This is a genomic window from Stenotrophomonas maltophilia group sp. RY12688 (genome assembly GCF_052149045.1).
GTDB lineage: Bacteria > Pseudomonadota > Gammaproteobacteria > Xanthomonadales > Xanthomonadaceae > Stenotrophomonas > Stenotrophomonas sepilia.
The window spans coordinates 815140-835433 of record NZ_CP197389.1; the positions used below are offsets into that span (position 1 = coordinate 815140).

The 20294-nt window shown below is 63.0% G+C and carries 27 protein-coding genes; all 27 read left to right on the top strand.

Annotated elements, in window-relative coordinates; genetic code table 11:
- Positions 1-39: 39 nt before the first annotated feature.
- Positions 40-4263 (top strand): DNA-directed RNA polymerase subunit beta', encoded by a 4224-nt coding sequence (gene rpoC, locus ACS0OT_RS03680; RefSeq protein ID WP_061480645.1) that lies wholly within the window; start codon positions 40-42, stop codon positions 4261-4263.
- 284 nt (positions 4264-4547) lie between these two features.
- A complete protein-coding gene (gene rpsL / locus ACS0OT_RS03685) occupies positions 4548-4922 on the top strand; it encodes a 30S ribosomal protein S12 (protein ID WP_004145320.1) in 375 nt (124 codons plus the stop codon).
- Positions 4923-4934: 12 nt separating this feature from the next.
- Positions 4935-5408 carry a 30S ribosomal protein S7 gene (rpsG, locus tag ACS0OT_RS03690; RefSeq protein ID WP_004145321.1) on the top strand — a complete coding sequence of 158 codons (474 nt, stop codon included), beginning with the start codon at positions 4935-4937 and terminating at the stop codon, positions 5406-5408.
- 141 nt (positions 5409-5549) lie between these two features.
- Positions 5550-7691 (top strand): elongation factor G, encoded by a 2142-nt coding sequence (gene fusA / locus ACS0OT_RS03695; RefSeq protein WP_049414677.1) that lies wholly within the window; start codon positions 5550-5552, stop codon positions 7689-7691.
- Positions 7692-7743: 52 nt separating this feature from the next.
- Entirely contained in the window at positions 7744-8934 is a 1191-nt protein-coding gene (gene tuf / locus ACS0OT_RS03700; RefSeq protein ID WP_065178958.1) for an elongation factor Tu, read from the top strand.
- 332 nt (positions 8935-9266) lie between these two features.
- Positions 9267-9578 (top strand): 30S ribosomal protein S10, encoded by a 312-nt coding sequence (gene rpsJ / locus ACS0OT_RS03705; protein ID WP_005408208.1) that lies wholly within the window; start codon positions 9267-9269, stop codon positions 9576-9578.
- An 11-nt stretch (positions 9579-9589) separates the two neighbouring features.
- The gene (gene rplC, locus ACS0OT_RS03710) at positions 9590-10240 is read left to right on the top strand and encodes a 50S ribosomal protein L3 (protein WP_004145336.1); all 651 of its coding nucleotides are present in this window, start codon (positions 9590-9592) and stop codon (positions 10238-10240) included.
- Positions 10241-10252: 12 nt separating this feature from the next.
- Positions 10253-10858, top strand: a complete 606-nt coding sequence (gene rplD / locus ACS0OT_RS03715; RefSeq protein WP_005415412.1) for a 50S ribosomal protein L4 — start codon at positions 10253-10255, stop codon at positions 10856-10858.
- On the top strand, positions 10855-11154 hold the full coding sequence (gene rplW / locus ACS0OT_RS03720; protein ID WP_004145338.1) for a 50S ribosomal protein L23: 300 nt from the start codon (positions 10855-10857) through the stop codon (positions 11152-11154). Before rplD ends, rplW begins: the two co-directional genes overlap by 4 nt.
- Positions 11155-11164: 10 nt before the next feature.
- Complete coding sequence (gene rplB, locus ACS0OT_RS03725; RefSeq protein ID WP_004145339.1) at positions 11165-11992, top strand: 50S ribosomal protein L2; 828 nt, start codon at positions 11165-11167, stop codon at positions 11990-11992.
- Between the two features lie 6 nt (positions 11993-11998).
- Entirely contained in the window at positions 11999-12268 is a 270-nt protein-coding gene (gene rpsS, locus ACS0OT_RS03730; protein ID WP_005415413.1) for a 30S ribosomal protein S19, read from the top strand.
- A 12-nt stretch (positions 12269-12280) separates the two neighbouring features.
- On the top strand, positions 12281-12616 hold the full coding sequence (rplV, locus tag ACS0OT_RS03735; protein ID WP_004145348.1) for a 50S ribosomal protein L22: 336 nt from the start codon (positions 12281-12283) through the stop codon (positions 12614-12616).
- Between the two features lie 18 nt (positions 12617-12634).
- On the top strand, positions 12635-13369 hold the full coding sequence (rpsC, locus tag ACS0OT_RS03740; protein WP_005415414.1) for a 30S ribosomal protein S3: 735 nt from the start codon (positions 12635-12637) through the stop codon (positions 13367-13369).
- A 5-nt stretch (positions 13370-13374) separates the two neighbouring features.
- Positions 13375-13788, top strand: a complete 414-nt coding sequence (gene rplP, locus ACS0OT_RS03745; RefSeq protein ID WP_004154486.1) for a 50S ribosomal protein L16 — start codon at positions 13375-13377, stop codon at positions 13786-13788.
- A complete protein-coding gene (gene rpmC, locus ACS0OT_RS03750) occupies positions 13788-13973 on the top strand; it encodes a 50S ribosomal protein L29 (RefSeq protein WP_004154487.1) in 186 nt (61 codons plus the stop codon). Before rplP ends, rpmC begins: the two co-directional genes overlap by 1 nt.
- Before the next feature lie 11 nt (positions 13974-13984).
- A complete protein-coding gene (gene rpsQ, locus ACS0OT_RS03755) occupies positions 13985-14254 on the top strand; it encodes a 30S ribosomal protein S17 (RefSeq protein WP_004154489.1) in 270 nt (89 codons plus the stop codon).
- Positions 14255-14266: 12 nt separating this feature from the next.
- Entirely contained in the window at positions 14267-14635 is a 369-nt protein-coding gene (gene rplN / locus ACS0OT_RS03760; protein ID WP_010483978.1) for a 50S ribosomal protein L14, read from the top strand.
- A gap of 16 nt (positions 14636-14651) precedes the next feature.
- Entirely contained in the window at positions 14652-14969 is a 318-nt protein-coding gene (gene rplX, locus ACS0OT_RS03765; RefSeq protein ID WP_004154490.1) for a 50S ribosomal protein L24, read from the top strand.
- 11 nt (positions 14970-14980) lie between these two features.
- Complete coding sequence (rplE, locus tag ACS0OT_RS03770) at positions 14981-15523, top strand: 50S ribosomal protein L5 (protein WP_005415416.1); 543 nt, start codon at positions 14981-14983, stop codon at positions 15521-15523.
- Positions 15524-15541: 18 nt separating this feature from the next.
- Positions 15542-15847, top strand: a complete 306-nt coding sequence (gene rpsN, locus ACS0OT_RS03775) for a 30S ribosomal protein S14 (protein WP_005408209.1) — start codon at positions 15542-15544, stop codon at positions 15845-15847.
- 257 nt (positions 15848-16104) lie between these two features.
- Positions 16105-16503 carry a 30S ribosomal protein S8 gene (gene rpsH, locus ACS0OT_RS03780; protein WP_005415417.1) on the top strand — a complete coding sequence of 133 codons (399 nt, stop codon included), beginning with the start codon at positions 16105-16107 and terminating at the stop codon, positions 16501-16503.
- An 18-nt stretch (positions 16504-16521) separates the two neighbouring features.
- Positions 16522-17046: a 50S ribosomal protein L6 gene (rplF, locus tag ACS0OT_RS03785; protein ID WP_005415418.1), complete on the top strand. Its 525-nt coding sequence runs from the start codon at positions 16522-16524 to the stop codon at positions 17044-17046.
- A 32-nt stretch (positions 17047-17078) separates the two neighbouring features.
- On the top strand, positions 17079-17432 hold the full coding sequence (gene rplR / locus ACS0OT_RS03790) for a 50S ribosomal protein L18 (RefSeq protein WP_004154495.1): 354 nt from the start codon (positions 17079-17081) through the stop codon (positions 17430-17432).
- A gap of 161 nt (positions 17433-17593) precedes the next feature.
- Complete coding sequence (rpsE, locus tag ACS0OT_RS03795) at positions 17594-18136, top strand: 30S ribosomal protein S5 (protein ID WP_005415419.1); 543 nt, start codon at positions 17594-17596, stop codon at positions 18134-18136.
- Positions 18129-18320, top strand: coding sequence for a 50S ribosomal protein L30 (gene rpmD / locus ACS0OT_RS03800; protein ID WP_005408214.1), 192 nt, complete (start codon positions 18129-18131; stop codon positions 18318-18320). The genes rpsE and rpmD overlap by 8 nt, the downstream gene beginning before the upstream one ends.
- A 6-nt stretch (positions 18321-18326) precedes the next feature.
- Positions 18327-18770 carry a 50S ribosomal protein L15 gene (gene rplO / locus ACS0OT_RS03805; RefSeq protein ID WP_004154498.1) on the top strand — a complete coding sequence of 148 codons (444 nt, stop codon included), beginning with the start codon at positions 18327-18329 and terminating at the stop codon, positions 18768-18770.
- 7 nt (positions 18771-18777) lie between these two features.
- The gene (secY, locus tag ACS0OT_RS03810) at positions 18778-20145 is read left to right on the top strand and encodes a preprotein translocase subunit SecY (RefSeq protein ID WP_005415420.1); all 1368 of its coding nucleotides are present in this window, start codon (positions 18778-18780) and stop codon (positions 20143-20145) included.
- Positions 20146-20294: the final 149 nt, after the last annotated feature.

The following is a 20294-nucleotide window of genomic DNA, read 5'->3' on the forward strand; positions in this document are numbered from 1 at the left end:
AAGCCCATCGACACAGCATTCCTCCTTCTGGAGAACACCATGAAAGACCTGCTCAACCTCTTCAACCAGCAGCGCCAGACGCTGGACTTCGACGCGATCAAGATCGCGCTGGCCTCGCCGGACCTGATCCGTTCGTGGTCCTTCGGCGAAGTGAAGAAGCCGGAAACCATCAACTACCGTACCTTCAAGCCGGAACGCGACGGCCTGTTCTGCGCCGCCATCTTCGGCCCGGTGAAGGACTACGAGTGCCTGTGCGGCAAGTACAAGCGCATGAAGCACCGCGGCGTGGTCTGCGAAAAGTGCGGTACCGAAGTGACCCTGGCCAAGGTGCGCCGCGAGCGCATGGGCCACATCGACCTGGCCTCGCCGGTCGCGCACATCTGGTTCCTCAAGTCGCTGCCGTCGCGCATCGGCCTGATGCTGGACATGACCCTGCGCGACATCGAGCGCGTGCTGTACTTCGAAGCGTACGTGGTGACCGAGCCGGGCCTGACCGCCCTGGAGCGCCGCCAGCTGCTGACCGAGGAACAGTACCTGCAGGCGCGCCAGGAACACGGTGACGACTTCGACGCCGCCATGGGCGCCGAGGCCGTCTACGAACTGCTGCGCACGATCGACCTGCAGTCCGAGATGACCCGCCTGCGCGAGGAAATCGCCGCTACCGGTTCGGAAACCAAGCTCAAGCGCCTCACCAAGCGCATCAAGCTGATCGAAGCCTTCCTGGAATCGGGCAACCGTCCGGAATGGATGGTCATGACCGTGCTGCCGGTGCTGCCGCCGGACCTGCGTCCGCTGGTCCCGCTGGATGGCGGCCGCTTCGCGACCTCCGACCTGAACGACCTGTACCGCCGCGTCATCAACCGCAACAACCGCCTGCGCCGCCTGCTCGAACTGAGCGCGCCGGACATCATCGTGCGCAATGAAAAGCGCATGCTGCAGGAATCGGTCGATGCACTGCTGGACAACGGTCGCCGCGGTCGTGCCATCACCGGCACCAACAAGCGCCCGCTGAAGTCGCTGGCCGACATGATCAAGGGCAAGCAGGGCCGCTTCCGCCAGAACCTGCTCGGCAAGCGCGTCGACTACTCTGGCCGTTCGGTCATCGTGGTCGGCCCGTACCTGCGCCTGCACCAGTGCGGCCTGCCGAAGAAGATGGCGCTTGAGCTGTTCAAGCCGTTCGTCTTCGCCAAGCTGCAGCGTCGTGGCCTGGCCACCACCATCAAGGCTGCCAAGAAGCTGGTCGAGCGCGAAGAAGCCGAAGTCTGGGACATCCTGGAAGAGGTCATCCGCGAGCATCCGGTGATGCTGAACCGTGCGCCGACCCTGCACCGCCTGGGCATCCAGGCGTTCGAGCCGGTACTGATCGAGGGCAAGGCCATCCAGCTGCACCCGCTGGTCTGCACCGCGTTCAACGCCGACTTCGACGGTGACCAGATGGCCGTCCACGTGCCGCTCTCGCTGGAAGCCCAGCTGGAAGCGCGTGCGCTGATGATGTCGACCAACAACATCCTGTCGCCGGCCAACGGCGAGCCGATCATCGTGCCGTCGCAGGACGTCGTGCTGGGTCTGTACTACATGACCCGCTCGCTGGAGAACAAGAAGGGCGAGGGCATGGCCTTCGCCAACATCGCCGAAGTCAAGCGCGCCTACGACAACCGCGTGGTGGAACTGCACGCCAAGGTCAAGGTCCGCATCACCGAGGTGGTGACCGACGAAGACGGCAACAAGCAGAACAAGACCTCGATCGTGGACACCACGATCGGTCGCGCCCTGCTGGCTGAAATCCTGCCGGAAGGCCTGCCGTTCGCGCTGGCCAATGTCGAGCTGACCAAGAAGAACATCAGCCGCCTGATCAACTCCAGCTACCGCCAGCTCGGCCTGAAGGACACGGTCGTGTTCGCCGACAAGCTGATGTACACCGGCTTCGCCTATGCGACCCGCGCCGGCGTCTCGATCGGCATCGACGACATGCTGATCCCGGACGAGAAGAAGGGCATCCTCACCGAGGCCGAAGCCGAAGTGCTGGAAATCCAGGAGCAGTACCAGTCGGGCCTGGTCACCGCCGGCGAGCGCTACAACAAGGTGGTCGACATCTGGTCGCGCACCAACGAGCGCATCGCCAAGGCGATGATGGACACCATCGGTACCGAGAAGGTCGTCAATGCCAAGGGCGAGACCATCGACCAGAAGTCGATGAACTCGCTGTACATCATGGCCGACTCCGGTGCGCGTGGTTCGCAGGCGCAGATCCGTCAGCTGGCCGGCATGCGTGGCCTGATGGCCCGCCCGGACGGCTCGATCATCGAGACGCCCATCAAGGCGAACTTCCGCGAAGGCCTGAACGTGCAGGAGTACTTCAACTCCACCCACGGTGCCCGTAAGGGTCTGGCCGATACCGCGCTGAAGACCGCGAACTCGGGTTACCTGACCCGTCGCCTGGTCGACGTGGCGCAGGACGTGGTGATCACCGAAGTGGATTGCGGTACCACCGAAGGCCTGATCATGACCCCGATCGTGGAAGGCGGCGACGTGGTCGAGCCGCTGAAGGATCGCGTGCTGGGCCGCGTGGTTGCCGAGGACGTGTTCCTGCCGGGCAACGACGAAGATCCGATCGTCACCCGCAACACCCTGCTGGACGAAGCCTGGGTTGCCAAGCTGGAAGATGCCGGCGTGCAGACCATCAAGGTCCGCTCGACCATCTCCTGTGAATCGGCCTTCGGTGTCTGCTCGCGCTGCTACGGCCGCGACCTGGCGCGTGGCCACCTGGTCAACATCGGTGAAGCGGTCGGCGTCATCGCCGCCCAGTCCATCGGTGAGCCGGGTACCCAGCTGACCATGCGTACGTTCCACATCGGTGGTGCGGCGTCGCGAGCTGCTGCGGTCGACAACATCACCGTCAAGACCACCGGCTCGGTCAAGTTCAGCAACCTCAAGTCCGTGGAGCACGCCAACGGCTCGCTGGTGGCGGTGTCGCGCTCGGGCGAAATCTCGGTGCTCGATGCGCACGGCCGTGAGCGTGAGCGTTACAAGCTGCCGTACGGTGCAACCATCACGTCCAAGGACGGTGATGCGATCAAGGCTGGCCAGACCGTGGCCAACTGGGATCCGCATAACCACCCGATCGTGTCGGAAGTGGCCGGCTTCATCCGCTTCATCGACTTCGTCGACGGCGTCACCGTCATCGAGAAGACCGACGAGCTGACCGGCCTGGCCTCGCGCGAAATCACCGATCCGAAGCGTCGTGGTACCCAGGCCAAGGACCTGCGCCCGATCGTGCGCATCGTCGACGCCAAGGGCAACGACCTGTCGATCCCGGGCACCGACCTGCCGGCGCAGTACCTGCTGCCGCCGCGTTCGATCGTCAACCTGCAGGACGGCGCCCCGGTGGGCGTGGGCGACGTTGTCGCCAAGATCCCGCAGGAAGCGTCGAAGACCCGCGACATCACCGGTGGTCTGCCGCGCGTGGCCGACCTGTTCGAAGCGCGCAAGCCGAAGGATCCGGCGGTGCTGGCCGAGCGTTCGGGCATCATCAGCTTCGGCAAGGACACCAAGGGCAAGCAGCGCCTGATCATCAAGGACACCGATGGTTCGGAGCACGAAGAGCTGATCCCGAAGTACCGCCAGGTCATCGTGTTCGAAGGCGAGCATGTCACCAAGGGTGAAACCATCGTGGACGGCGAGCCGAGCCCGCAGGACATCCTGCGCCTGCTGGGTGTCGAGCCGCTGGCTGCCTACCTGGTCAAGGAAATCCAGGACGTGTACCGCCTGCAGGGCGTGAAGATCAACGACAAGCACATCGAGGTGATCACCCGCCAGATGCTGCGCAAGGTCGAGATCACCGACCAGGGCAGCAGCAAGTTCCTGAACGGCGAACAGGTGGAGCGCCAGCGCGTTATCGAGGAGAATGCGCGCCTGTCGACCCGCAACGAACTGCCGGCGCGCTTCGATCCGGTCCTGCTGGGTATCACCAAGGCCTCGCTGGCGACCGAATCGTTCATCTCGGCGGCCTCCTTCCAGGAGACCACCCGAGTGCTGACCGAGGCTGCCGTCCGCGGTACCAAGGACAACCTGCGTGGCCTGAAGGAAAACGTCATCGTCGGCCGCCTGATTCCGGCCGGTACCGGCCTGTCCTACCACAGCAGCCGCCGTCGCGGCGCTTCCGGTCTCACCGACTCGGAAATGCAGACCCTGGCCGGCACCCCGGCTGCGGTCGAGTCCCCGGTGGTTGAAGCCGAAGCTGAACAGGCCTCGGGCGAAGAATGAGGTATCCGGTCCGGCCGCAAGGCCGGACCACCCCGTCGGTCCATCGATGGGATTGGGAAAGGGCAGGGGAGATCGTCCGCGATCGACCCAGCCAACCTGAACGGGGTACATGGAGGCCCCCCAGTAACGTCCCGGGATCAGGGACGGGCTTGACAGGAGGCGTTTGACTGCTTTCCTTGCAGGTTGCTACAATCGTCTGTCTCAGCAGGCCAAAATTTCGGCCTGCTTTAACATTTCCGCATCTCTGGCCGGATTTTCCGGCCACCAATCAGAAGAACCTACTGATGGCGACGATCAACCAGCTGGTCCGCAAGCCGCGGCAAGCGACCACCTACAAGAGTGCCTCGCCGGCGCTCGACAAGTGCCCGCAGCGCCGTGGCGTCTGCACCCGTGTCTACACCACCACTCCGAAGAAGCCGAACTCGGCTCTGCGCAAGGTTGCCAAGGTCCGCCTGACCAACCAGGAAGAAGTGATTTCCTACATCGGTGGTGAAGGCCACAACCTGCAGGAGCACTCCGTGGTCCTGATCCGCGGCGGTCGCGTCAAGGACCTGCCGGGTGTGCGTTACCACACCGTTCGTGGCTCGCTCGACGCCGCCGGCGTTGCCAAGCGTCGCCAGGCCCGTTCCAAGTACGGCGCCAAGCGTCCGAAGGCATAAGGAGAGAGCACTATGTCGCGTAAGGGTAATACTCCGCAGCGTTCCGTCCTGCCCGATCCGAAGCACGGAAGCGAAACCATCGCCCGTTTCATCAACATGGTCATGCAGAGCGGCAAGAAGTCCGTCGCCGAAAAGATCGTGTACGGCGCCATGGACGTGATCACCGAGAAGAACAGCAGCGCCAACGCCATTGAACTGGTGCAGAAGGCTCTGGACAACGTCGCTCCGGCGGTCGAAGTCAAGTCGCGCCGCGTCGGTGGTGCCACCTACCAGGTGCCGGTCGAAGTGCGTTCGTCGCGCAAGATGGCCCTGGCCATGCGCTGGTTGATCGACTCCGCGCGCAAGCGTGGTGAGAACACCATGCCGAAGAAGCTGGCTGCTGAACTGATCGACGCCTCGGAAAACCGCGGCGGCGCCATCAAGAAGCGCGAAGAAACCCACCGCATGGCCGAAGCCAACAAGGCATTCGCCCACTACCGCTGGTGAGTTTGACGGCCTTGTAAAACAGGCAGGGCAGCACCACTTCGGTGCGTGCTGCCTCGCGGTCCCAGAAGGACTGCGCCAATCCGAAGGCCGCCGAAAGGCGGCGTTCGGCCATCCGAAATCCAAGAAATCTGAGAGGCTCCCGTGGCCCGTTCCACTCCCATCGAGCGTTACCGTAACTTCGGCATCATGGCTCACATCGATGCCGGCAAGACCACCACGTCCGAGCGCATCCTGTTCTACACCGGCAAGAGCCACAAGATCGGTGAAGTGCACGACGGCGCCGCCACCATGGACTGGATGGAGCAGGAGCAGGAGCGTGGCATCACGATCCAGTCCGCTGCCACCACCGCGTTCTGGAAGGGCATGGACAAGTCCCTGCCGGAGCACCGCTTCAACATCATCGACACCCCCGGGCACGTCGACTTCACCATCGAAGTGGAGCGTTCGCTGCGCGTGCTCGACGGTGCCGTCTTCGTCCTGTGCGCCGTCGGTGGCGTGCAGCCGCAGTCGGAAACCGTGTGGCGCCAGGCCAACAAGTACCACGTGCCGCGCATCGCGTTCGTCAACAAGATGGACCGCACCGGTGCCAACTTCCAGAAGGTCGTCGGCCAGCTGAAGGCCAAGCTGGGTGCGGTTGCCGTGCCGATGCAGCTGCCGATCGGCGCTGAAGACAACTTCAAGGGCGTCGTCGACCTGCTGAAGATGAAGGCCATCCACTGGGATGAAGCTTCGCAGGGCATGAAGTTCGAATACAGCGACATCCCGGCCGAACTGCAGGGCCCGGCTGAAGAGGCTCGCCAGTTCATGGTCGAGACCGCTGCCGAAGCCAGTGAAGAGCTGATGGAAAAGTACCTGGGCGGCGAAGAGCTGGCCGAGGCTGAAATCATCAACGCCCTGCGTACCCGCACCCTGGCCACCGAGATCGTGCCGATGTACTGCGGCTCGGCCTTCAAGAACAAGGGCGTGCAGGCCATGCTGGACGGCGTGATCCAGCTGCTGCCGTCGCCGGTCGACGTGCCGGACGTGAAGGGCGTGGACGTTGACGACGACACCGTCGAAATGACCCGCAAGTCGGACGACAAGGCTCCGTTCTCGTCGCTGGCCTTCAAGATCATCACCGACCCGTTCGTCGGCGCGCTGACCTTCTTCCGTGTCTACTCGGGCACCCTGAACGGTGGCGACACCGTGCTGAACTCGGTGAAGGGCAAGAAGGAGCGCATCGGCCGCATCCTGCAGATGCACTCGAACAACCGCGAGGAAATCAAGGAAGTTCTGGCTGGTGACATCGCCGCTGCCGTGGGTCTGAAGGACACCACCACCGGTGACACCCTGTGCGCCGTGGACGCCCCGATCATCCTGGAGCGCATGACGTTCCCGGAGCCGGTGATCTCGATGGCCGTCGAGCCGAAGACCAAGTCGGACCAGGAAAAGATGGGCCTGGCCCTGGGCCGCCTGGCGCAGGAAGATCCGTCGTTCCGCGTCAAGACCGACGAAGAATCCGGCCAGACCATCATCTCGGGCATGGGCGAGCTGCACCTGGACATCATCGTTGACCGCCTGAAGCGCGAGTTCAACGTTGAAGCCAACGTCGGTGCGCCGCAGGTGGCCTACCGCGAAACCATCACCCTGGCTGACGTCAAGTCGGACTACAAGCACGCCAAGCAGTCCGGTGGTAAGGGTCAGTACGGTCACGTCGTGATCGAACTGTCGCCGATCACTGCTGCCGACCGTGCCGATCCGAAGATCGCTCCGATGATCAAGGACGACTTCCTGTTCATCAACGACATCACCGGCGGCGTGATCCCGAAGGAATTCATCCCGTCGGTCGAGAAGGGCCTGCGCGAAACCATCACCAGCGGCCCGCTGGCTGGCTTCCCGGTCGTGGACGTCAAGGTGAAGCTGGTGTTCGGTTCGTACCACGACGTCGACTCCTCGGAAATGGCGTTCAAGCTGGCTTCGTCGATGGCCTTCAAGCAGGGCTTCGCCAAGGCCAAGCCGGTGCTGCTGGAGCCGATCATGAAGGTCGAGATCGTGACCCCGGAGGATTACCAGGGTGACGTGATGGGCGACGTCAGCCGTCGTCGCGGCGTGCTGCAGGGCTCCGACACCACCGGTGACGGTTCGGCCAGCATCATCAACGCGATGATCCCGCTGGGTGAAATGTTCGGCTACGCCACTGCACTGCGTTCGCAGACCCAGGGCCGCGCCACCTTCACCATGGAATTCGATCACTACGAGCCGGCTCCGACCAACATCGCCGAAGCCGTCATGAAGAAGGGCTGAGCCTCGCTCAGCCTCTCTTGAAACCACTTACGAACAATCAAGGTATAGAACAATGGCAAAGGGTAAGTTCGAACGCACCAAGCCGCACGTCAACGTCGGCACCATCGGTCACGTCGACCACGGCAAGACCACGCTGACCGCCGCACTGACCAAGATCGGTGCCGAGCGCTTCGGTGGCGAGTTCAAGGACTACTCCTCGATCGACGCCGCGCCGGAAGAAAAGGCGCGTGGCATCACGATCTCGACCGCGCACGTCGAATACGAATCCCCGACCCGTCACTACGCCCACGTTGACTGCCCGGGCCACGCTGACTACGTCAAGAACATGATCACCGGTGCCGCCCAGATGGACGGCGCGATCCTGGTGTGCTCGGCCGCTGACGGCCCGATGCCGCAGACCCGTGAGCACATCCTGCTGTCGCGCCAGGTCGGCGTGCCGTACATCGTCGTGTTCCTGAACAAGGCCGACATGGTGGACGACGCCGAGCTGCTCGAGCTGGTCGAGATGGAAGTGCGCGAGCTGCTGAGCAAGTACGAGTTCCCGGGCGACGACACCCCGATCATCGCCGGTTCGGCCCGTCTGGCGCTGGAAGGCGACCAGAGCGACATCGGCGTGCCGGCCATCCTGAAGCTGGTCGACGCGCTGGACAGCTGGATTCCGGAGCCGGAGCGTGCGATCGACAAGCCGTTCCTGATGCCGGTGGAAGACGTGTTCTCGATCTCGGGCCGCGGCACCGTGGTGACCGGTCGTATCGAGCGCGGCGTGATCAAGGTTGGCGACGAAATCGAAATCGTCGGCATCCGTCCGGTGCAGAAGACCACCGTGACCGGCGTTGAAATGTTCCGCAAGCTGCTGGACCAGGGTCAGGCAGGCGACAACGCTGGCCTGCTGCTGCGCGGCACCAAGCGTGACGACGTCGAGCGTGGCCAGGTGCTGGCCAAGCCGGGCACGATCAAGCCGCACACCAAGTTCGAAGGCGAAGTGTACGTGCTGTCGAAGGACGAGGGCGGCCGCCACACCCCGTTCTTCAACGGCTACCGTCCGCAGTTCTACTTCCGCACCACCGACATCACCGGCGCCGCCAAGCTGCCGGAAGGCGTCGAAATGGTGATGCCGGGTGACAACGTCAAGATGGAAGTCACCCTGATCAACCCGGTGGCCATGGACGAAGGTCTGCGCTTCGCCATCCGCGAAGGCGGCCGTACCGTCGGCGCCGGCGTGGTCTCGAAGATCATCGAGTAATCTGGTAGTATCAGCGCCCCGATGTTGCCTGGGTAGGGCATCGGGGCGTATCAAATGGGAAAGCAGGCACAGGATGTGCCTTGTGTTCCCCGGACCAGGAAGGGTCAATGCCATTCAGGCGGCGTCAACAGGCGACTGTTGACAGCTGCCTTGCGTGCCATTATGCTTCTACGTCTGGGCAGGCCGGGTAACTGGTCTGCCTACGTTTTTGAGGTCCATGGATTGACCTTGGCGGCCTGCAGGACTGCGGGCCGTCCGTATTCAGGAATTTCATGGGACAAAGCAACCCAGAGGCTTTGTCTGTCGCTCTTTTAACGAAGGAACCTACCGCCATGGCGGACCAAAAGATCCGGATCCGGCTGAAAGCGTTCGATCATCGTCTGATCGACCGTTCGGCCAGCGAGATCGTTGAAACGGCAAAGCGGACCGGCGCGCAAGTGCGTGGCCCGATCCCGCTGCCGACCAAGATCGAGCGTTACACCGTTCTCGTTTCCCCGCACGTCGACAAGGACGCGCGTGACCAGTACGAGACCCGCACGCACAAGCGCGTGCTCGATATCGTTGACCCGAATGACAAGACCGTGGACGCGCTGATGAAGCTCGAACTGGCTGCCGGCGTCGACGTTCAGATCAAGCTGACCTGAGGACTACGACCATGACGAAGAAGTATTCGTTGGGCTTCGTGGGCCGTAAGGCCGGCATGAGCCGCGTGTTCACTGAAGATGGCCGCTCCATCCCGGTGACCCTGATCGAAGCAACCCCGAACCGCATCGCGCAGATCAAGACCGTCGAAACCGACGGCTACAGCGCCGTGCAGGTGACCGTCGGCGCGCGTCGCGCTGCCCTGGTCAACAAGCCGGAAGCCGGCCACTTCGCCAAGGCGAAGGTGGAAGCGGGTCGTGGCCTGTGGGAATTCCGCGTTGAAGACGCGCAGCTCGGCGATTTCGCCGTTGGCGGCGAAGTCAAGGCGGACATCTTCGAAGTCGGCCAGATCGTCGACGTCCAGGGTGTCACCAAGGGTAAGGGCTTCCAGGGCACCATCAAGCGCCACAACTTCCGTATGGGCGATGCAACCCACGGTAACTCGCTGTCGCATCGCGCGCCGGGTTCGCTGGGTCAGCGCCAGACCCCGGGTCGCGTTTTCCCGGGCAAGAAGATGTCGGGCCACATGGGCGCGGTGCAGCAGAGCACCCAGAACCTGGAAGTGGTCAAGGTCGACGTCGAGCGCGGTCTGATCGCGGTTCGCGGCGCCGTTCCGGGCGCGGCGGGTGGCGATGTGATCGTCCGTCCGGCGAGCAAGGCATAAGGAGAGATGACGATGGAACTCGTTATCACGGGTAGCAACAACAAGGTCTCGGTCTCCGAAGCCGTGTTCGGTCGCGATTTCAGCGAAGATCTGGTCCACCAGGTCGTCGTTGCTTACCGCAACGCCGGTCGCGCCGGCACCAAGGCACAGAAGACTCGCTCCGAAGTGGCTGGTACCACCAAGAAGTCGAAGAAGCAGAAGGGCGGCGGCGCGCGTCATGGCGCACTGACGGCTCCGATCTTCGTCGGCGGCGGTGTCACCTTCGCGGCCAAGCCGCGCAGCTTCGAGCAGAAGGTCAATCGCAAGCAGTACCGTGCCGCCATGTGCGCGATCCTGTCCGAGCTGAACCGTCAGGGCCGTCTGACCATCGTGGAGGCCTTCGACGTCGAAGCCACCAGCACGAAGGGTCTGATCGCCAAGCTGGCCGGCCTGGAAGTGGGCAAGCGCCCGCTGATCGTCACCGAGGAAGCGTCCGAGCACCTGTACCTGTCCGCCCGCAATCTGCCGTACGTGCAGGTGCGTGATGTGCAGGGTCTGGACCCGGTCTCGCTGGTGGGTGCCGACACGGTCGTCATCACCGCTGACGCGGTCAAGAAGGTCGAGGAGTGGCTGGCATGAACAGCAACGAAAAAATCTTCAGCGTGCTGCGTGCCCCGCGTGTCTCGGAAAAGACCGCGCGCCTGCAGGAACTCTCCAATCAGTATGTCTTCGAAGTTTCGAACGAAGCCACCAAGGCCGATGTAAAGGCCGCGGTTGAGCAGCTGTTCGACGTCAAGGTCGAAGCCGTCAACGTGGTCAACGTCAAGGGCAAGAACAAGTCCTTCCGTAACCGTGCTGGCCGCCGCGGCGATTGGCGCAAGGCGTACGTTCGCCTGGCCGACGGCCAGTCGATCGATGTAACGGCCAAGGCCTGAGGTACATCCCATGCCATTGATGAAATTCAAGCCCACCTCCCCCGGCCGCCGTTCGGCCGTGCGCGTGGTCACCCCCGACCTGCACAAGGGTGCTCCGCACGCCGCGCTGGTCGAGTCGCAGAGCCGCTCGGGTGGTCGTAACCACCACGGTCGCATCACCGTGCGTCACGTCGGTGGTGGTGCCAAGCAGCACTACCGCATCATCGACTTCAAGCGCAACAAGCTGGGCATCCCGGCGCGCGTGGAACGCATCGAATACGATCCGAACCGCACCGCCCACATCGCTCTGCTGTGCTACGTCGACGGTGAGCGTCGCTACATCATCGCCCCGAAGGGCCTGAAGGCTGGTGATCAGGTGATCGCTGGTTCGGACGCCCCGATCAAGGCCGGCAACACCCTGCCGCTGCGCAACATCCCGGTCGGTACCACCATCCACTGCATCGAGCTGAAGCCGGGCAAGGGCGCTCAGATCGCTCGCGCCGCTGGTGCGGCCGTGCAGCTGGTGGCTCGTGAGGGCATCTACGCCACCCTGCGCCTGCGCTCGGGTGAAATGCGCAAGGTTCCGGTCGAGTGCTGCGCCACCATCGGCGAAGTCGGCAACGACGAGCACAGCCTGGAAAAGCTGGGCAAGGCCGGTGCCAAGCGTTGGCGCGGCGTCCGCCCGACCGTTCGTGGTGCTGCCATGAACCCGGTTGACCACCCGCACGGTGGTGGTGAGGCCAAGGCCGGCCAGGGTAACCCGCATCCGGTCACCCCGTGGGGTGTCCCGACCAAGGGTTACAAGACGCGCCATAACAAGCGCACTCAGCAGTTCATCGTCCGCGATCGTAGGGGCTAATCGACCATGGCACGTTCACTCAAGAAGGGCCCGTTCGTCGATCACCACCTCGTCAAGAAGGTGGAGGCCGCTGCGGGCAGCAAGAAGCCGATCAAGACCTGGTCGCGCCGTTCGATGATCCTGCCTGACATGGTAGGCATCACCATTGCCGTGCATAACGGCAAGAACCACATCCCGGTTCTCGTCAACGAGAACATGGTCGGCCACAAGCTCGGCGAATTTGCCATCACCCGGACCTTCAAGGGTCACGGTGGTGACAAGAAGTCGGGCAAGTAAGGAGAGATGACAATGGAAGCGAAAGCCATCCTGCGCACTGCGCGCATCTCCCCGCAGAAGGCTCGTCTGGTCGCTGACCAGGTGCGCGGTCTGCCGGCCGAACGTGCGGTCAACCTGCTGAAGTTCTCGGACAAGAAGGCTGCCCACCTGATCAAGAAGGTGGTGGAGTCGGCAATTGCCAACGCCGAGAACAACCAGGGCGCCGACGTCGACGAGCTGAAGGTTCAGACCATCATGGTTGATGAAGGTCCGACCCTGAAGCGTTTCATGGCGCGGGCGAAAGGCCGCGGTACCCGCATCCTCAAGCGCACCAGCCACATCACTGTGGTTGTGGGCGCCGCCAAGTAAGCGGATAAGGAAAAGACCATGGGTCATAAAGTTCATCCGATTGGTATCCGCCTCGGCATTTCCAAGGACTGGAACTCCAAGTGGTACGCCAACAAGGCCGAGTTCGCCGGTTACCTGGCAGCCGACCTGAAAGTGCGCGACATGCTGCGCAAGAAGCTGGCTCAGGCCGGCATCAGCAAGATCCTGATCGAGCGTCCGGCCAAGACCGCTCGCGTGACGATCCACACCGCCCGTCCGGGCGTGGTGATCGGCAAGCGCGGTGAGGACATCGAGAAGCTGCGCAAGGAAGTGAGCGAGATGATGGGCGTCCCGGCGCACATCAACGTCACCGAAGTGCGCAAGCCGGAACTGGACGCGCAGCTCGTTGCCGAGTCGATCGCCCAGCAGCTGGAGCGTCGCATCATGTTCCGCCGTGCAATGAAGCGCTCGGTCGGCAACGCGATGCGCCTGGGTGCCCTGGGCATCAAGGTCAACGTCGGTGGCCGCCTCAACGGTGCAGAAATCGCCCGTTCGGAGTGGTACCGCGAGGGCCGCGTGCCGCTGCACACCCTGCGTGCCGACATCGACTATGGCTTCGCTGAAGCCAAGACGACCTACGGCATCATCGGCATCAAGGTCTGGATCTACAAGGGCGAGGTCTTCGATTTCTCCCAGGTTGGCCAGGAAAAGCAGGACGACACCCCGTCGCGCAACGATCGTCACGATCGCGGCGACCGCGGTGACCGTCAGCGCCCGGCCCGTGAAGCGAGGTAACGACAATGTTGCAACCCAAGCGAACCAAGTACCGCAAGGTACACAAGGGCCGTAACGATGGCCTGAGCTGGAGCGCCAACGCTGTCAGCTTCGGCGAATACGGCCTGAAGGCAACCGCACACGGTCAGCTGACCGCGCGCCAGATCGAAGCGGCCCGCCGCTCGATCAGCCGCTACGTCAAGCGCGGCGGCAAGATGTGGATCCGCGTGTTCCCCGACAAGCCCATCACCAAGAAGCCCATCGAAGTCCGAATGGGTTCGGGTAAGGGTAACGTGGAATACTGGGTGGCCCAGATCCAGCCCGGCCGCATGATCTATGAAATCGAGGGTGTTTCCGAGGAAGTGGCTCGCGAGGCGTTCCGCCTGGCCGCCGCCAAGCTCTCGGTCACCACCACTTTCGTGACCCGTACGGTGCGCTGATGGATATCAAAACTCTCCGTGAAAAGTCGGCTGACGAACTCAAGGCCCACCTGATCGACCTGCGTAAGGAACAGTTCTCTGTCCGTATGCAGCAGGTCACCGGCCAGCTGCCGAAGACCCACGACATTCGCCGGGTCCGTCGCGAGATTGCTCGCGTCAAGACCCTGCTCGGCAGCACGAAGTAAGGATGGCCGCTATGAGCGACAATACTGAAAAGAAGACGCTGCGCACGGTCGAAGGCCGTGTCGTCAGCAACAAGATGGACAAGACGGTTACCGTCCTGGTTGAGCGTCAGGTCAAGCACGCGCTGTACGGCAAGTACATCAAGCGCTCGACCAAGCTGCACGCCCACGATGCCGACAACGCCTGCAAGGAAGGCGACGTCGTCCGCGTGACCGAGATTGCTCCGATGTCCAAGACCAAGAACTGGCGCGTGGTGGAAGTCATCACGCGTGCGGCTGAATAAGGAGTCTGAATCATGATCCAGATGCAGAGCTACCTTGACGTCGCGGACAATTCGGGTGCCAAGCAGGTGATGTGCTTCAAGGTGCTGGGTGGTTCCAAGCGCCGTTACGCCGGTATCGGCGACATCATCAAGGTCACCGTGAAGGATGCGATTCCGCGCGGCAAGGTCAAGAAGGGTGAAGTGTATGACGCCGTCGTGGTGCGTACCCGCAAGGGTGTGCGTCGCGCCGACGGTTCGCTGATCCGCTTCGACGGCAACGCTGCCGTCCTGCTGAACAACAAGCAGGAGCCGATCGGTACCCGTATCTTCGGGCCGGTGACCCGTGAACTTCGTTCGGAGAAGTTCATGAAGATCGTCTCGCTCGCTCCCGAAGTGCTGTGAGCGACAGGAGATAATCATGGCTAACCGTATCAAGAAGGGCGACCAGGTTGTCGTCAACGCTGGCAAGGACAAGGGCAAGCAGGGCGAAGTCGTCCGCGTCGACGGCGACCGCGTGGTCGTCGCCAACGTGAACATCGTCAAGCGCCACACCAAGCCGAACCCGCAGGCAGGTGTTGCCGGCGGCGTGGTCGAGCGCGAAGCTTCGATCCATATCTCCAACGTGAACGTGCTGAACCCGGCTTCGGGCAAGGGCGAACGCGTTGGCTTCAAGGTGCTGGAGGATGGACGCAAACTGCGTGTGTTCCGCTCCAGCGGTGAGGCGCTCGACGCCTGAGGAATGTGAAGATGACTTCCCGTCTCGAAAAGATCTACAAGGAAGAAGTGGTGCCGGCGCTGATGAAGCAGTTCGGCTACACCAATCCGATGGAAGTACCGAAGCTCGTCAAGGTCACCCTGAACATGGGTGTCGGCGAGGCTGCCACCAACAAGAAGATCCTGGAAAACGCCGTCGCGGACATGACCAAGATTTCCGGCCAGAAGCCGGTTGTCACCAAGTCGCGTATCTCGGTTGCGTCGTTCAAGATCCGTGATGGTTGGCCGATCGGCTGCAAGACCACGCTGCGTCGCCACAAGATGTACGAGTTCCTGGACCGCCTGATCAACATCTCGCTGCCGCGCGTGCGCGACTTCCGTGGTGTTTCCGGTCGTTCCTTCGACGGCCGCGGCAACTTCAACATGGGTGTGAAGGAACAGATCATCTTCCCGGAAATCGACTTCGACGCCGTCGACGCGATCCGCGGTATGGATATCGCCATCACCACCACTGCGAAGACCGACGCGGAAGCGAAGGCGCTGCTGGCAGCGTTCAAGTTCCCGTTCCGTAACTGATCTGTCGAGGAAACCGAAATGGCAAAGACCTCCATGGTCAACCGCGACATCAAGCGGGAAAAGCTGGCCAAGAAGTACGCTGAGAAGCGTGCGGCTCTGAAGAAGATCGTGTCCTCCGTGGACGCGACCTACGAAGAGAAGATCGACGCCGCAACCAAGCTGGCCAAGCTGCCGCGCGATTCGTCGCCGAGCCGCCAGCGCAACCGTTGCGAGCTGTCGGGTCGTCCGCGTGGCGTGTACAGCAAGTTCGGCCTCGGCCGCAACAAGCTGCGCGAAGCCACCATGCGTGGCGACGTCCCGGGCCTGCGCAAGGCCAGCTGGTAATTCCAGCCGGCCCTGCGATCAGGAGCCCCCTCGGGGGCTTCTGAACCGGGGAGGGAGGCGTTCAGCTTCCTTTCTGCGAAAAAACCCGAAGAGCCCGGCGCAAGTCGGGCTCTTTTGGCGTATACTCCCGCGTCTTGCCCTGCGCAAACGGGGTTGTAGGAGTGGGCCCCGGCCCGCTGCATCAAGGGACCTGGCCCGTTTCCAGGAGACAACAGATTTTCGCGAAAGCGGATATCGGTGCACTCAAAGGTACTCATATGAGCATGACTGATCCCATCGCCGACCTGCTGGTCCGCATCAAGAATGCGGCTGCGGTTGGCAAGCAGACGGTGAAAGCCCCGTCGTCCAAGATCAAGGTTGCGATCGCCCAGGTCCTGAAGGACGAGGGTTACATCACCGACCTGCGCGTGACCCAGCTGGAAAACAACAAGGCCGAGCTGGAAATCGTGCTGAAGTATTTCGAAGGCAAGCCGGTCATCGCGACCCTGAAGCGCTTCTCGCGTTCGGGCCTGCGCCAGTACCGCGGCAAGAGCGAGCTGCCGAAGGTCATGAATGGCCTGGGCATCTCCATCATTTCCACCTCCAAGGGCATCATGACTGATGCGCAGGCGCGCCAGCTGGGCGTCGGCGGCGAAGTCCTGTGCTTCGTGGCCTAAGGCGAAAGGAGTAGAACTATGTCCCGCGTAGCCAAGAAGCCCGTCACCCTGGGTAAGGTCGAACTGAACGTCCAGTCGGAAAGCGTCACCGTCAAGGGCCCGAAGGGCACCCTGTCGCTGGTCAAGCCGGCCGGTATTGCCATCAACGTCGACAGCGGCGTTGCCACCCTGAGCACCGAGAGCGCCGACCTGGTCGCGCTGACCGGTACCGTGCGCGCGATCCTGGCCAACATGGTCAAGGGCGTGTCCGAAGGCTTCGAGCGCAAGCTGGAGCTGGTCGGCGTGGGTTACCGTGCTGCCATGCAGGGCAAGGACCTGAGCCTGTCGCTCGGTTTCTCGCATCCGGTCGTGTTCGTGGCGCCGGAAGGCATCACCATCTCCACCCCGACCCAGACCGAGATCCTGGTCCAGGGCGCTGACAAGCAGGTCGTCGGTGAAGTCGCCGCCAAGATCCGTGCGTTCCGCAAGCCGGAGCCGTACAAGGGCAAGGGCGTGAAGTACTCCGACGAAGTCATCATCCGTAAGGAAGCCAAGAAGGCCTAATTAGGCGCTTCCGCTTTCAAGGAAAAAACATCATGAACAAGAACATCGCCCGCCTGCGTCGCGCCAAGTCGACCCGCGCCCACATCCGTGAGCTCGGCGTCGCCCGCCTGTCGGTGCTGCGCACCGGCCAGCACCTGTACGCCCAGGTCTTCACCGCTGACGGTTCGAAGGTGCTGGCTGCCGCCAACACCACCCAGACCGACGTCAAGGAAGGCCTGAAGAACGGCAAGAACGCCGATGCCGCTGCCAAGGTCGGCCGCATCGTTGCCGAGCGCGCCAAGGCCGCCGGCATCGAGAAGGTTGCCTTCGATCGTTCGGGCTACCGCTACCACGGCCGCATCAAGGCCCTGGCAGAAGCCGCCCGCGAAGCCGGCCTGCAGTTCTAAGGGACAAGGGCAGGGGGCCGATGGCCTCCTGCCTGCCTGCTCGCCAGCCTGAGTGAGGCTGGACGGCGCCGCTCTTCTGCAGCGGTCCACCGGAACAACGCGTCACCCCACAACCATAAGCGGCCTCGAGCCGTACATACCCAAACAACCAAGGAATCAACATGGCAGAAGAGCGTCAGCAGCGGGGTCGCGATCGCGACCGTAACCGCGAAGAGAAGATCGACGACGGCATGATCGAAAAGCTGGTCGCGGTCAACCGCGTCAGCAAGACCGTCAAGGGTGGCCGCCAGTTCACCTTCACCGCCCTGACCGTGGTCGGCGACGGCGAAGGCAAGGTCGGTTTCGGTTATGGCAAGGCCCGCGAAGTGCCGGTCGCCATCCAGAAGTCGATGGAACAGGCCCGCAAGAACCTGGTCAGCGTTGACCTGAACAACGGCACCCTGTGGCACACCATCAAGGATGGTCACGGCGCAGCCCGCGTGTTCATGCAGCCGGCTTCGGAAGGTACTGGCGTCATCGCCGGCGGTGCGATGCGCGCCGTGCTGGAAGCCGTTGGCGTGAAGAACGTGCTGGCCAAGGCCACCGGTTCGCGCAACCCGATCAATCTGGTGCGCGCCACCGTGAAGGGCCTGACTGCTGCGCAGTCGCCGGCCCGCATCGCGGCCAAGCGCGGCAAGAAGGTGGAGGAACTCAACCATGGCTAATGAGTCCAACAAGACTGTGAAGGTCCGCCTGGTGCGTGGCCTGCGTGGCACCCAGTCGCGTCACCGCCTGTCGGTGCGTGCCCTGGGCCTGAACAAGCTCAACGATGTGCGTGAACTGAAGGACAGCCCGCAGGTGCGCGGCCTGATCAACAAGGTTCAGTACCTCGTCCAGGTTGAGGAGTAATCGACCATGACTCTGCGTCTCAATGAACTGAGCCCGGCACCGGGCGCCCGCACCGAGCGCACCCGCGTCGGCCGCGGTATCGGCTCGGGCCTGGGCAAGACTGCCGGCCGCGGCCACAAGGGTTCGTTCGCCCGCAAGGGTGGCGGCAAGATCAAGGCTGGCTTCGAAGGCGGCCAGACCCCCATGCAGCGTCGTCTGCCGAAGATCGGCTTCCGTTCGCCGATCGCCAAGGACACCGCTGAAGTGCTGCTGTACGCGCTGGACAAGCTGCCGGCCGGTGAGATCGACTTCGCCGCCCTGCGTGCTGCCAAGCTGGTCCCGAGCACTGCCAAGAAGGCCAAGGTCGTCGTCAAGGGCGAAGTGACCAAGGCGTTCACCCTGAAGGGTATTGCTGCCACGGCTGGTGCCAAGGCTGCGATCGAAGCTGCCGGCGGCAGCGTAACGGAGTAAGAAAATCATGGCGCAAGCTGGCATCGGTAACCTCGCGGGCGGAATGGGCAAGTTCACTGAACTTCGCCAACGTTTGCTGTTCGTCGTCGGGGCTTTGATCGTCTATCGCATCGGCTGCTACGTGCCGGTGCCGGGCGTCAATCCCGATGCCATGCTTGCCATGATGCAACAGCAGGGCGGCGGCATCGTGGACATGTTCAACATGTTCTCGGGCGGCGCCCTGCACCGTTTCAGCATCTTTGCGCTGAACGTGATGCCGTACATTTCGGCATCGATCGTGATGCAGCTGGCCGTGCACATCTTCCCCGCCCTGAAGGCGATGCAGAAGGAAGGTGAGTCCGGCCGCCGCAAGATCACCCAGTATTCGCGCATCGGCGCCGTGCTGCTGGCAGTGGTGCAGGGCGGTTCGATCGCGCTGGCCCTGCAGGGCCAGGTTTCGCCGTCGGGCGCTCCGGTCGTGTACGCCCCCGGCATGGGCTTCGTGCTCACCGCGGTGGTCGCACTGACTGCCGGCACCATGTTCCTGATGTGGGTCGGTGAGCAGGTCACCGAACGCGGTATCGGCAACGGCGTGTCGCTGATCATCTTCGCCGGTATCGTCGCCGGTCTGCCGGGTGCGGTCATCCACACCTTCGACGCCTACCGCGACGGCAACATCCAGTTCATCCAGCTCCTGCTGATCGCCATCGTCGTACTCGCCTTCACCTTCTTCGTGGTGTTCGTGGAGCGTGGCCAGCGCCGGATCACGGTCAATTACGCGCGCCGCCAGGGCGGTCGCAACGCGTACATGAACCAGACCTCGTTCCTGCCGCTGAAGCTCAACATGGCCGGCGTCATCCCGGCGATCTTCGCCTCGAGCCTGCTGGCCTTCCCGGCCACCCTGGCCATGTGGTCCGGCCAGGCTGCCAACCAGAGCAGCTTCGGCCAGGTCCTGCAGAAGGTCGCCAATGCCCTGGGCCCGGGCGAGCCGCTGCACATGATCGTGTTCGCTGCGCTGATCACCGGTTTCGCGTTCTTCTATACCGCGCTGGTGTTCAATTCGCAGGAAACCGCCGACAACCTGAAGAAGTCGGGCGCTTTGATTCCGGGCATCCGTCCGGGCAAGGCCACCGCCGACTACATCGACGGCGTGCTGACCCGCCTGACCGCGGCCGGCTCGGCCTACCTGGTGATCGTCTGCCTGCTGCCGGAACTGATGCGCACGCAGCTGAATGCCTCGTTCTACTTCGGTGGCACGTCGCTGCTGATCGTGGTGGTGGTGGTGATGGACTTCATCGCCCAGGTGCAGGCACACCTGATGTCCCACCAGTACGAGAGCCTGCTGAAGAAGGCCAACCTGAAGGGCGGCAACCGCGGCGGTTTTGCCCGCGGCTGATAGGCCTGTTATACTTTCGTCTTCCTGACGTGATGGTCCCTCCGCTTCGCGGACTCCGGCCACACAAACGAAGGGCGGCCCCCGCAGCGGTTCCGGGTGGGGGTGTGATGAGGTGGTCCCGCGCTGGAGTAGCGCGGGCGGCCCCGGGG